Source organism: Thiothrix sp. UBA5583 (assembly GCA_002425225.1).
GTDB classification, from domain to species: Bacteria; Pseudomonadota; Gammaproteobacteria; order Thiotrichales; family Thiotrichaceae; genus Thiothrix; species Thiothrix moscowensis.
This window is the reverse complement of the sequence record DILV01000038.1, coordinates 76638-89193: the sequence shown is the minus strand read 5'-3', so window position 1 is coordinate 89193 and position 12556 is coordinate 76638. Positions and strand designations below refer to the sequence as shown.

Annotated in this window: 10 protein-coding genes; 7 read left to right on the top strand and 3 right to left on the bottom strand. The window is 50.7% G+C overall.

Going from position 1 to position 12556, the window contains the following annotated elements:
* The first annotated feature begins 19 nt into the window (after nucleotides 1-19).
* From B2U47_RS15980 to B2U47_RS15970, 3 genes are all read left to right on the top strand, one after another.
* Nucleotides 20-334, top strand: a complete 315-nt coding sequence (locus B2U47_RS15980; RefSeq protein ID WP_296674862.1) for a hypothetical protein — start codon at nucleotides 20-22, stop codon at nucleotides 332-334.
* A gap of 30 nt (nucleotides 335-364) precedes the next feature.
* Nucleotides 365-1177 (top strand): CbbQ/NirQ/NorQ/GpvN family protein, encoded by an 813-nt coding sequence (locus B2U47_RS15975; RefSeq protein ID WP_296674863.1) that lies wholly within the window; start codon nucleotides 365-367, stop codon nucleotides 1175-1177.
* A gap of 131 nt (nucleotides 1178-1308) precedes the next feature.
* Nucleotides 1309-3654 carry a nitric oxide reductase activation protein NorD gene (locus B2U47_RS15970; RefSeq protein ID WP_296674866.1) on the top strand — a complete coding sequence of 782 codons (2346 nt, stop codon included), beginning with the start codon at nucleotides 1309-1311 and terminating at the stop codon, nucleotides 3652-3654.
* Between the two features lie 3 nt (nucleotides 3655-3657).
* On the opposite strand, the gene B2U47_RS15965 is transcribed toward B2U47_RS15970, so the two are convergent.
* Nucleotides 3658-4581, bottom strand: a complete 924-nt coding sequence (locus tag B2U47_RS15965; RefSeq protein WP_296674868.1) for a LysR family transcriptional regulator — start codon at nucleotides 4579-4581, stop codon at nucleotides 3658-3660.
* Nucleotides 4582-4749: 168 nt separating this feature from the next.
* On the opposite strand from B2U47_RS15965, the gene B2U47_RS15960 reads away from it, so the two are divergent.
* The 3 genes from B2U47_RS15960 to B2U47_RS15950 all read left to right on the top strand — a co-directional run bounded on the left by B2U47_RS15960 (nucleotide 4750) and on the right by B2U47_RS15950 (nucleotide 9477).
* On the top strand, nucleotides 4750-6129 hold the full coding sequence (locus B2U47_RS15960; protein WP_296674871.1) for a ribulose-bisphosphate carboxylase: 1380 nt from the start codon (nucleotides 4750-4752) through the stop codon (nucleotides 6127-6129).
* Between the two features lie 156 nt (nucleotides 6130-6285).
* A complete protein-coding gene (locus tag B2U47_RS15955; protein ID WP_296674873.1) occupies nucleotides 6286-7089 on the top strand; it encodes a CbbQ/NirQ/NorQ/GpvN family protein in 804 nt (267 codons plus the stop codon).
* Nucleotides 7090-7224: 135 nt separating this feature from the next.
* Nucleotides 7225-9477 carry a nitric oxide reductase activation protein NorD gene (locus B2U47_RS15950; protein ID WP_296674874.1) on the top strand — a complete coding sequence of 751 codons (2253 nt, stop codon included), beginning with the start codon at nucleotides 7225-7227 and terminating at the stop codon, nucleotides 9475-9477.
* Nucleotides 9478-9690: 213 nt separating this feature from the next.
* Here the strand turns inward: B2U47_RS15950 and B2U47_RS15945 are convergent, their stop codons facing one another.
* Complete coding sequence (locus tag B2U47_RS15945) at nucleotides 9691-10155, bottom strand: hypothetical protein (RefSeq protein ID WP_296674877.1); 465 nt, start codon at nucleotides 10153-10155, stop codon at nucleotides 9691-9693.
* Complete coding sequence (locus B2U47_RS15940) at nucleotides 10134-10955, bottom strand: hypothetical protein (RefSeq protein ID WP_296674880.1); 822 nt, start codon at nucleotides 10953-10955, stop codon at nucleotides 10134-10136. Before B2U47_RS15940 ends, B2U47_RS15945 begins: the two co-directional genes overlap by 22 nt.
* A 363-nt stretch (nucleotides 10956-11318) precedes the next feature.
* On the opposite strand from B2U47_RS15940, the gene cas2 reads away from it, so the two are divergent.
* Nucleotides 11319-12554, top strand: coding sequence for a CRISPR-associated endonuclease Cas2 (gene cas2 / locus B2U47_RS15935; RefSeq protein ID WP_296674882.1), 1236 nt, complete (start codon nucleotides 11319-11321; stop codon nucleotides 12552-12554).
* The last annotated feature ends 2 nt before the right edge of the window (nucleotides 12555-12556 follow it).

The window sequence follows — 12556 nt, the reverse complement described above, 5'->3', positions numbered from 1 at the left end:
GCTAGAGGAGTACCGTTTCATGGCAACAAAACCCGACCGTTACATCGGCATCGACAATGACATCAACGGTGGCATGACCACGATTGGTAAGATTATCCGCGATGCGTGGGTCTTTGGCCTGATTCCCGAAACCGAAACCTGTCAAAATTGGAACCTAGCCGGGATTGACGCTTTGCTGCAAAAGGTTAATGCCGAGTGGGACAAATACGGCTGTCTAGTCAGCCGCCTTCCCCCTGAGTTGGCAGCACGCCACCAACAAATTCACGGTGCCGCGATTGCTAAAGCACGCGCGGCAGGCTGGTCGGGCGAACACGAAACCGACTACGAAGATTAAAAACTTCACAGAATTTCAAGAGGATTAGCCATGTCTGCATCCGTTGACCCAAACCAATACACCGTTAAACACGAACCTTATTACGAAGCAGTTGGCGACGAAATTGCGCTTTATGAAGCGGCTTACAGCGCACGGATGCCGATGATGCTCAAAGGCCCGACCGGTTGTGGTAAATCGCGTTTCGTCGAACACATGGCCTGGCGGCTAAAACGCCCGCTGATCACGGTTGCCTGTAACGAAGACATGACCGCCTCCGACCTCGTGGGGCGTTTCCTGCTCGATAAAGATGGCACGAAATGGCAAGACGGCCCGCTGGCAACGGCGGCACGCATGGGCGCAATCTGCTATTTGGATGAAATCGTGGAAGCGCGGCAAGATACCACCGTCGTGATTCACCCGCTGACCGACCACCGCCGTACCTTGCCGTTGGACAAAAAAGGCGAACTGGTGAATGCGCACCCCGATTTCCAGTTGGTCATTTCCTACAACCCCGGCTACCAGAGCCTGATGAAGGATTTGAAGCAATCCACCAAGCAACGGTTTGGCGCACTGGATTTTGACTACCCGCGTGAGGCGATTGAAATTGCCATCGTTGCCAAAGAATCCGGCGTGGATGAAAAGACGGCGGCGAAACTGGTACAAATTGCCCACCGTGCGCGTAACCTCAAAGGTCACGGGCTGGATGAAGGCATTTCCACCCGCTTATTGGTTTACGCAGGACAATTGATCGGCAAAGGGGTGACACCGTTAGCGGCGTGTTCAATGACAATGGTGACACCGTTGACTGACGACCCGGATATGCGGGATACATTGAACGCAGCGGTACAGACGTTCTTTGGGTAATAAAGAAGAAGACCCTCACCCCCAGCCCCCTCTCCCAGAGGTAGAGGGGGAGCAAGAGGGTGTTTTCTTAGCCCCTCTACCTCTGGGAGAGGGGTTGGGGTGAGGGTAATTTCGGAGACAGGCAGGCAACTATGGCAATCCATCTTGAAGAATATCGGGAGTTCCTCGAAAAAATAACGCCGCGCGTGCGTGATGTCCTCGATGGTTCCTACCAAGAAGCCACGCGGGTGATGTCGCCCGGCGGGTTGCAAGATTATCTGGACGGTGCAAAAGCCATTCAGAAACTGGGGCGCGGCGAAGACCTGATCATCACCTATTTGCAGGAAATGCCGCTGGTTGCCAAAGAATGCGGCGAAGACATTATCCCCGATGTGGTCACGGCGGCGATGAAACTGTCGTCGATGGTATCGGGCGAAGTCATTACCCTGATGATTTCCAGCCTGCCTACCGCTTCGCGTCACTTGGGCGATGCGGAACTGGTGCGCGGCTACCTGACCTTTATCCACCAGTTTGCCTCGACCGCAGCACGTGGCTTGCGCCCGATGCTGAATCACATGGATGAATTGCTCTCCAAACTGACCTTGAGCGGCTTGCGTCGTTGGGCGAATTTTGGGGCGCAAGCCTACCGCCGCGATTTCAATAACCTCACCAAGTATTTTGATTTGGAATCAGCGGATAGCCGTGCGACGTTGCAGAAAGAACGCCGGGGCGTGCTGTTCGTCAAAACCCAGCGCAAATTGAATTTCTACCTGCGGGCGTTGTGGGGACGGGATTTCTTCCTGCGTCCGACGGGTGCGGATTACACCGATTTTCGCCCTTACATCGAACACCGCATTTTCCACATGCCGGATGCGGTGGATGACATCGGCGATATTCCGGGGCTGGAATTGTATCGCGCTACCGCTGCGCACATGGCTGCGCATTTGATGTATACCCGCAAGGCATTGTCGGCGGAACAACTTAGCCCTGCGCAATTGTTTTTCATTGGTTTTATGGAAGATGCGCGGGTCGAATACAAAGCCACGCAAGCCTTTCCGGGGCTAAAGACCTTGTGGAGTCGGCTGCTGACCGCGAATTATGACGGGGCGGTGGAACACCCGACCATGCGTTTGCTGGAAAACATCGCGCTGATGTTGTTGGATGAGCTGGTCACAGGCAAGGGTGATGAGGCGATTAGTGCTTTCGTGGCGAAATTCCACGCCAATATTGCCGACAAGCAGGATGACGGGCAGTTCTCGTGGCTGATGGGCGTGGAGCTGTACAACCTGTTTGCCGGGCGGCGTGAAGTGCCGAGTTTGCGGATTCTGGAGCGCATCCGCATCCCCTACCGCGATGACAACCGTTATGTCTGGACGATGGAAGAAATGACGTGGGATGTCGGGTTTGAATACGTCCCTGCCAGCCAGCGTCAGGTACGCCGCCAAGTCAATGTGATGATGATGGCGAACGAGGTCGATTGCGAACTGGCGGGCGATGACGCACAGGAAATCTGGACGTGTTCCACCGAAATGCGTCCGTATGAAGACGATTTGACCGACAACACCAAGACTTTCAATGAGATGTGGGGTAAAGAGCCAGTTTCTGAACCGTTTCATTATCACGAATGGGATTACCACATTCAGTTACACCGCCCCGATTGGGTGACGGTGTACGAAAAACGTCAGCAACGCGGTGATCCTGATGATATTCGCGCCATTATCGACGCTTACCGTCCGGTAGCGCACCGCATCAAGCAAATTATCGACTTGCTGACCCCCGAAGGTGTGCAGCGCCAACGTGGTTTGGAAGATGGTGATGAAATCGACATCAATGCGGCAGTGGATGCGATGATTTCGCTACGCATGGGTGAACAGCCCAACCCACGCATTACGATGCGCAATGTCATCAAAAACCGTGATTTAGCTGTAGTGGTATTGCTGGATTTGTCGGAATCGACCAATGAGGCGATGAAAGGTTCAGACAAAACAGTGCTGCAATTGACCCGTGAAGCTTCCACCTTGGTGGCAACCGCGATTGAAGGCATCGGCGACCCGTATGCGATTCACGGCTTTGCGTCGGATGGGCGGCATGATGTGCAGTATTTCCGCTTGAAAGATTTTAATCAGCATTTTGATGATGAGGCCAAATCACGGCTGGCGGGGATGAAGGGCGGGCTTTCCACCCGCATGGGGGCAGCGTTACGCCATGCCGCCCACCATTTGCACAAGCAACCGGAACGCCGCAAGCTGGTGCTGCTGGTGACGGATGGCGAACCAGCGGATATTGACGAGCGCGACCCGCAGCATTTGCGTTTCGACGCGAAAAAGGCGGTGGAGGAGTTGTATGCCACGGGTGTGCAAACCTACTGTCTGACGCTTGACCCACACGCCGATGATTATGTGAAGCGGATTTTTGGGCAGAATAATTACACGGTGATTGACCATGTGGAGCGGTTGCCGGAGCAGTTGCCGCTGTTGTTTGCGAGTTTGACGAAGTAGGGTCTAAGCCAGCAACAACTGCTGATAATCCTGCGAATACGTCGCTGCTTCCGCGATCACGTATTCCTTGAACGCCTGCGCTGCTGGGGAAAGCCATTTCCCCTCCCGCGTCACGATGTGCCAGTAGCGCTGGATGGGGAAACCGACCACATCCAATATTGCCAGCGAATGCGTTTCTATTTCCAACTGAATACTGTGTAACGACACAATCCCCAAGCCCAGCCCCGCAATCACCGAATACTTGATCGACTCATTGCTACCCATTTCCAGCGTACTGGTAAAGGTATGCCCGTGTTCGGCAAAGAACCGTTCAATCGCGGCGCGTGTTCCCGACCCAGGCTCGCGCACCACAAACTTTTCGCCAATAATCGCAGACACCGGAATGTCCTTTTGTCCCGCTAACGGATGATTGGCAGGCGCAATCAGCACCAGTGGATTGCACATCAAGCGTTGCGAATGCAAGTCCAGATTCGACGGCGGCTCGCCCATCACTACCAAATCTGCCTCATAATTCTGCAATTGTTCCACCAAGGTCTTGCGGTTGGTGATATTGAGAGAAACGGTAATGCCTTCATTCTGTTGTGAAAAACCCGCCAACATCCGGGTGATGAAATAAATCGACGTGTTGGCAGCGGAAACCTTGATATAGCCTTGATGAACATTCTTGAGTTCTTCAAGCGTTTCCACCATACCCTGATATTTTGCTGCAATCTCGCAGGTGTAGGTGTGCATCGCCCGCCCTGCCGCCGTCATTACAATGCGTTTACCTTGACGCTCAAACAAAGACAACCCTACGTTATCTTCCAATTGCTTGACCTGCATCGAGATAGCGGGTTGGGTCATGTGCAACAATTCGGCGGCGCGGGTGAAGTTTTCCGTCTGGGCAACGGTCTGGAAGATCTGGATCTGGCGAAATGAGATGTGCATCTTGACTAATCCACTCGGAAATTCAGGGTTTCTTGCTATCACTGTAACATAATAAAACCTGATGTTTAAGTAAGAACAAATGAGTTTTCATTATATTAAGCATCACTTATACTTGCGCTAATTGAAAGTTATTGAACCTTATCTATCCATACCTTGAGGAGAGAAACCATGGACCAATCTGGACGTTACGCTGATCTTAGCTTGAAGGAAGAAGATCTGATTGCAGGCGGCAAGCACATTCTGGTTGCCTACAAAATGAAGCCTGCGGCTGGCTACGGTTATCTGGAAGTTGCTGCACATTTCGCCGCTGAATCTTCCACCGGCACTAACGTTGAAGTATGCACCACTGACGACTTCACCAAAGGCGTGGATGCGTTGGTGTACCATATCGACGAAGCCACTGAAGAAATGCGTATTGCCTACCCACTGGATTTGTTCGACCGCAATGTGACCGATGGCCGCATGATGCTGGTGTCGTTCCTGACACTGGTTATCGGTAACAACCAAGGCATGGGCGACGTTGAACACGCCAAGATGTATGACTTCTACATGCCTGAGCGGGCTATCCAGTTGTTCGATGGCCCATCCAAAGACATCTCCGATATGTGGCGCATCCTCGGTCGCCCGGTCAAGGACGGTGGTTACATCGCAGGCACCATCATCAAGCCCAAGCTGGGTCTGCGCCCTGAGCCGTTCGCCCACGCTGCTTACCAGTTCTGGCTCGGTGGCGACTTCATCAAGAACGATGAACCGCAAGGCAACCAGGTATTCTGCCCAGCGAAAAAAGTTTACCCACTTGTATATGACGCCATGAAACGTGCGCAAGACGAAACCGGGCAAGCCAAAATCTTCTCTGCCAATATCACCGCTGACGACCACTACGAGATGTGCGCCCGTGCTGACTTCATCCTCGAAACCTTCGGGCCGGATGCGGACAAGGTTGCGTTCCTGGTTGACGGTTACGTCGGTGGCCCTGGCATGGTAACCACTGCACGCCGTCAATACCCTAACCAATACCTGCACTACCATCGTGCTGGTCACGGCGCGGTCACTTCCCCATCCGCCAAACGTGGTTACACTGCGTTCGTGCTGGCGAAAATGTCCCGCCTGCAAGGTGCTTCCGGCATCCACGTCGGCACCATGGGCTATGGTAAAATGGAAGGCGACGCCAGCGACAAACTGATCGCGTACATGATTGAGCGTGACGAGTGCCAAGGGCCGGTCTACTTCCAGAAGTGGTACGGCATGAAGCCAACTACCCCAATCATCTCTGGCGGTATGAACGCACTGCGTCTGCCGGGCTTCTTCGAGAACTTGGGTCACGGTAACGTCATCAACACCTCCGGTGGTGGTTCTTACGGTCACATTGACAGCCCAGCGGCTGGCGCAATCTCCTTGCGTCAATCCTATGAGTGCTGGAAATCCGGTGCTGACCCGATTGAATTTGCGAAAGAGCACAAAGAATTTGCTCGCGCATTCGAGTCATTCCCTGGCGATGCTGACAAGATCTACCCAGGCTGGCGCGAAAAGCTGGGCGTACACAAGTAAGCCGCAAGCTACAGTGAAAGCCCCCCCATCCCCGACCCTTCCCCCGCAAGGGGGGAAGGGAGCAAGAGGGTAATTGGGAGCGCATCTTTTCCCTCCCCCCTTGCGGGGGAGGGTTAGGGTGGGGGGTAATCTTGAACCTTTATCGGAATCCCACCCATGACCGACGCTACCCAATACACCATCCAACACGAACCCTTCTACCAAGCCACCGGACGCGAAGTCGAACTGTACCAAGCTGCGTACCGTTCCCGCTTGCCCGTGATGGTGAAAGGTCCAACGGGGTGTGGCAAATCGCGTTTCGTCGAACACATGGCGTGGAAACTCGGCAAGCCACTGATTACCGTCGCTTGCAACGAAGACATGACCGCCTCCGATCTGGTCGGACGCTATTTACTCGAAGCCAATGGCACACGCTGGCTGGATGGCCCATTGACCACCGCCGCCCGCATTGGCGCAATTTGCTACCTCGATGAAATCGTTGAGGCACGCCAGGATACTACCGTAGTCATTCACCCGCTGACGGATCACCGCCGCACCTTGCCCTTGGATAAAAAAGGCGAGTTGGTACAGGCTCATCCCGATTTTCAGTTGGTGATTTCCTACAATCCGGGCTACCAAAGCCTGATGAAAGATTTGAAACAGTCCACCAAGCAACGCTTCGTGGCATTCGATTTTGATTACCCCGCTGCTGAAGTGGAATCCACCATTTTGCAAAATGAAGCAAAGGTGGACGCGGCAATGGCGGATAAGCTGGTGAAGATTGCCCACACCGCCCGTAACCTAAAAGGGCATGGGCTGGACGAAGGCATTTCCACCCGTTTGCTGGTGTACGCCGCCAATTTGATGCGCGACGGGATTGCCGCCGGTGACGCTTGCCGCATGGCACTGGTCAGCCCGATCACCGATGATGCCGACATCCGCAGCACCTTGAACCACGCGATTGACGCGATTTTTGGGTAGGAAGAAACCCCTCACCCCCTAGCCCCCTCTCCCTCAAGGGGCGAGGGGGAACAAGAGAATAATGGCATTCCTTTCTTAGCCCCTCTCCCCTTGAGGGAGAGGGGTTGGGGTGAGGGGTAATTCCCGGAGTCAATTATGCAAGAAGCCAACGAAACCATCGCCCGTTACCGCGCCCAACTAAGCTGCAACTTCAAGCAGCTTGATGAAGCCTTCGCCGCCTGTATGCAGGACGCACTCGCGCTGTTGAGCGAGCAAGGCATCAAGGATTACCTCGACGGTGCGTCGTTGGTGTGCAAAATCGGGCGCGGTTTCGACCCCGTGCTGACCTATCTGGAAGAAATGCCGGTCATCGCCCACAAGCTCGGCGAAGGAATGTTGACCCGTGTTAGCCAAGCGGTGTGGAAAATCTCGCGTACCCCGAACGGGCGCATTATTCCCATCTTCTTGCAGACCCTACCCGACGTATGCCGCCGTCTCGAAAGCGAGGAATTGGTTGGGCATTACATCGCCCTGCTGTTTGAAATGATGGAGCGCACCACAGGTTCGATCCACGGTTTCCACACCACCATCCCCAGCCCCGGCTTGCCCAAATTGCTGGAACAAATGCCTTATTTAATGAGCCAGTTAGCCTTGGGCGGCTTGAAAAACTGGATCGACTACGGCATCCGCAACTACGGCAAACACCCGCATCGGCAAGAAGAGTATTTCAGCCTGCAATCCGCTGATGCCAAGGCGATGTTGCAGCACGAACGCCACGGCACACTGTTTACGCATAACGAGCGCAAGCTGAATTTGTATTTGCAAGCCTGTTGGCAGAGCCACGAATACCTCGTGCCGTATTCGGTGGATTTCCGCGATGTGCGCGAACAGCAACCGTACTTTGATGAATACGGGATGCGCATTCCCGATGTGTTCGACGATGCACACGGTGTGACGGGGATTGACCGTTACCGCGCGGTGTTGGCGCACATGGCGGCGCATCAACGCTGGACGCATAAAGTGGTGGCAGATAATTTCAGCCCACAGCAGCGCATTGCGATTGAACGCCTCGAAGACAGTCGGGTGGAATATCTGGCAATGCAGGAATATCCCGGTTTACGGCGGATATTCACGGCGTTGCACCCTGCCCCGCTGGAAAACGAGTGCGATTCCAAGACCGAATCTTGCTTCCGGCATCGGTTGGCGATGTTGTCCTGGGCGATTTTGAATCCGGCGCATGGCTATCAGAACGCGAAAATCAATGAATTTGCGGGCAAGTTCCACGCAAAAATGGCAGAAGGCAACGCGACGACGGCGGATATGGTGACTGTGGCGATTTCGTTTGTGGCACAGACGCGCTTGCAAACTGACCAGTTGCCGAGCGTGTATTTCAACCATACCGCCATTCCTTACCGCGATGATAACCGCCATTTGTGGCAGTACATCGAGGAAAGCGACGACGAAGAATTCTTCGACGAACACAAGCAAACCGCGCAGCAAAACGAACAATCCGGTTTGCCACCGCGCCATTACCCTGAGTGGGATTACAGCACGCAGACCTATCGACCGGATTGGACAAGCGTGTATGAAAGTTTGCATCCGGCGGGTAATCCGGCAGTGATTGATGCGCTGTTGCAAAAACACGCGGCGTTGGCGAAGCGTTTGAAGCAGATTGTGGATTTGTTGAAGCCGCAAAATTACACGCGGGTACGCTATCAGGAAGAAGGCAGCGAGCTGGATTTGGATGTGGCGATCCGTTCGCTGATTGATTTCAAGGGCGGGGCGAACCCTGACCCGCGCATCAATATGAGCCACAAGCATGACGGGCGCAATATCGCGGTGATGCTGCTGCTGGATTTGTCGGCTTCGATCAGCGAAACGCCGGAAGGCTGCACGCAAAGCATTCTGGAACTGAGCCAGGAAGCGGTGTCGTTGCTGGCGTATGCGATTGAGGCGTTGGGCGACCCGTTTGCGATTGCCGGGTTTGCGTCCAATACGCGCCATGAGGTGCGTTACCAGCACATCAAGGGTTTCAAGGAACACTGGAACGATGAGGTGAAGGGGCGGCTGGCAGCGATGCAGGCGGGGTATTCGACGCGGATGGGTGCGGCGGTTCGCCATGCGGCGCATTATCTGGAGCATCAACAGGCTGATAAAAAACTGCTGCTGATTTTAACCGATGGCGAACCGTCGGATATTGATGTGGATGACCCGCAATTATTGACGCAAGATATGCGCCAAGCGGTGAAAGAACTGGATCAGAAAGGCATTTACAGCTATTGCATTAGCCTTGATCCGCGAGCGGATGAATATGTGCGGGATATTTTCGGCAAGCGCGTTACCGTGGTGGATAATGTACAGCGGTTGCCGGAAAGGATGACGCAGGTGTTTGTTACGTTGACGGGGTGAGTGAAAATATTATTTTTCAAAAAACCCCGAAAAACTGACTCACCAAGTTAAATTAGCGAAGAATATTGTTAAAATACCCTGTATATTCATAACGTTATGACATTAGCCAATACAACTATAAATTTTCAAACCATTGATCAACAATCTAATTATTATTTGTAGAAGCACCATCCTACGCTACCGATAACTGCTATTATTTCCCTGTATCCAAAATCATTCCTCTAGAAAAGACCTAAGCAGCCTTACCCTATCAAAATGACCTAGCAAGTTATATATATATAACTCATATTTTAATGTTGTTAATGGAAAGCTCATGCCAAAAGCATTAAATATTTCAATACTATTACTCCACTCTTTATTAACAACCCACTTATCACCTATCAAATTAACTGGGTCAGCCATGACATCTATATTTAATCCATTAAACTTTATAATGCAAAAATTAGAAATAATTCGCTCGGATTGAGTATATTCATAATTCTTGAAAATATAATTCAAAAATTTATTACTTATTTCTAATCCTGTTTCCTTAGTCGTTATTATGTCAACATCATTAATCTCACTAACAATGCCTCTAATAAAATGATTGGCTCCACCTGTTATCGCCCAAAGGCCATTAACAGGCAATAGCTCTTCATTTAACTTCAATATTTTATTTATGCCATCTTTTGCTTCCATAGTGATGCAATCCTATCTCCATGTTTATTATATATTGAGAATGGTATATTAGGTGTAATCAACTTTGCTTCATTATAACGAGAAAAAACATCAATAATTATCTGGCTATCAGCACTTGTATTTTTCGATAAAAACTCATCAACGCCCTTCATAAGATCGACTGTTTTTTTAGTTTTCATGGTTTCTTCAAAAAACTCATAAATTAAGCCAATTGATAGAATTGTGAATGCAAGTTTAGGGATAGTTAGCGATGGATCATCTTTTATGTATGGCATTAATATTAATAAAGAAAATATTAATATTACAATCGCAACAACAAACATCCTCATGTTTTCCGCATAAGAATAATTATAGAAATGTGAGTTCTTAAAACTATTTTCATGAATCATCCATCTCAATTTTTCAAGACCTGAATAAGAATCTTCTTTGAAATATGTTACAGAGTCCTGTTGCTGTTCTATTTTTTTCTTAACAGCATCGACAACTCCTAAGCTTACTTGGCTTTTTAAATTAGCCACATCTTCAACATCAATACTATCAGGCATAGTATTTCCCAACATTGAATGCTTTTGCAAGTTATGCCCAAGCATATATAAGCGATCAACTTGAGATTTTAAGTAAGAAATACTGATTTGACAAAAAAACAAGGCCGTCATAATTATATACAACAAGTAGCCATTCACAAAAACTGATACCACTAAAAATAGTAGCATAATTTTAAATAGCCATTTTCTAAAAGATGAATATCTTGCCGCTTCGTCATAGACAGAAGTATAATAATGCTCTAAGTCGTCAATCACAAAGCCCCCAATCTTATTAGTAAATATTTGGATTGTACCACAAATCAATTTTGGTTAAAGATTTCTCATCAAACTGTGGCTACAATCTATGACTTTTCCAAAAACGCTAGCACAATGTCTTCTTCATCTTCATGCAAACACCCAAAGCATTGATTTTTATAGAATTAATCTAAACTCCAGCCACCAATCTGTTTCACACTCTTGTGACCAAACAGGAGATAATATAACACTGAAATACAAGCTACATAACAGTCGAAAAGACTGGAATGGAATTTTTTTCAGCAAGTCAATCCTAATTATCTTGAATTTTCAGTGATTTATTGGCAGTCTATTAATTTAAATAATTGTAATATTGTTTTCTTTATGGACACCTACCTCGCCTGCTTCGACATCCAAGACGACCGTAACCGGCTACACATCGTAGCATTGCTGGAGGCATATGGCCTGCGGGTACAGAAATCTGTGTTTGAGATCAGTGTACAGTCGACGAAGCAGTTGCTAGCGCTGAAAATTTCCCTAAAATTCTGGCTAGAACCTGGCGACGATCTGCGTTTCTACCACCTGTGCCACGATTGCCGCAGCAAGTCTCACATAGTAAAGAGAGACGAGCGAATTGCTGATTTCCCCCCTACTGATAATGCTGCAAGCACAGCCACTGACGTTTTCCCATTCTATTCCCTGTTACCTCTGCGCGGTCTAGTCGTCACATTGCGGTGCGTCTCCACTGCCCGTCCGTCCTTTTTCCACCAACCTGCCCTCACCGCATTTTTGCGCTTCCTCACCGGTTCGCCGGACGCTTATGACCAACTTGTTCGCCTAGATGCGCCGGAAAGCGGGCAGGTAGCCTACCGCAAGCATGATCATTACCGTTTCTTGCTAATCGGGTTGGCTGGCAGTGATGCGCTGCTGGAGATGATGCTGACCAAACTGGCGCAATTGCCGTTCAGTGCCCCCAAACAAGGGCATGAACTGCCATTTGCCGACAACTGGAAACTCGAAGCGGTGCAAGACATGTTCAGCGGAACCATCATCACCAGTATGGAGCAGGCTGGCTACTACGGGGAGAAAGAGTTACGAGGCGAGGCAGCGCTGTGGGCTGGCAAGCAACAAGTGCAATGGCGATGGTTGGCTCCTGCTCTGCTGCTCAAAAATAAGCAGCAACGCGAGGCGAATGGTGTAAAAGCCAAGGGTGATAAGCGCTATGTGCGCGATAGTGCGGAAGTGGGCGCCAACTTACTATTCAGCCGCCTGCATAGCAGCGTGGCGGATTTACTGCGCCGTCGGGGCGAGATCCAGCCGCTACAACAAACCGTCCCGGATTCTACTGTGATAGCCTCCCACTTGTTTTGGTTAGATGCGGGCTATAGAGGTGCGAACCATAAGTATAAGGAAATGGGCGGGATCAACGGGCACATTCACCTGCAACTCCCCACAGATTTGTCCACGTTCTGGTGGGAATTGCTAGTACTGGGGCAATACCTTGGATTAGGTCAACGCACCACATTCGGCTGGGGACGTTATCTGCTGGTGGATGCCGACGGAGAGCAAACCTACCACCGGGTTCCTCCCGCCAGTTCATTGCTGCCACCGAATCAATAAGG

Coding starts and splice junctions, on each gene's coding strand:
- B2U47_RS15980 (WP_296674862.1), top strand. CDS start 20: ATGGCAACAAAACCCGACCGTTACATCGGCATCGACAATGACATCAAC.
- B2U47_RS15975 (WP_296674863.1), top strand. CDS start 365: ATGTCTGCATCCGTTGACCCAAACCAATACACCGTTAAACACGAACCT.
- B2U47_RS15970 (WP_296674866.1), top strand. CDS start 1,309: ATGGCAATCCATCTTGAAGAATATCGGGAGTTCCTCGAAAAAATAACG.
- B2U47_RS15965 (WP_296674868.1), bottom strand. CDS start 4,581: ATGCACATCTCATTTCGCCAGATCCAGATCTTCCAGACCGTTGCCCAG.
- B2U47_RS15960 (WP_296674871.1), top strand. CDS start 4,750: ATGGACCAATCTGGACGTTACGCTGATCTTAGCTTGAAGGAAGAAGAT.
- B2U47_RS15955 (WP_296674873.1), top strand. CDS start 6,286: ATGACCGACGCTACCCAATACACCATCCAACACGAACCCTTCTACCAA.
- B2U47_RS15950 (WP_296674874.1), top strand. CDS start 7,225: ATGCAAGAAGCCAACGAAACCATCGCCCGTTACCGCGCCCAACTAAGC.
- B2U47_RS15945 (WP_296674877.1), bottom strand. CDS start 10,155: ATGGAAGCAAAAGATGGCATAAATAAAATATTGAAGTTAAATGAAGAG.
- cas2 (WP_296674882.1), top strand. CDS start 11,319: ATGGACACCTACCTCGCCTGCTTCGACATCCAAGACGACCGTAACCGG.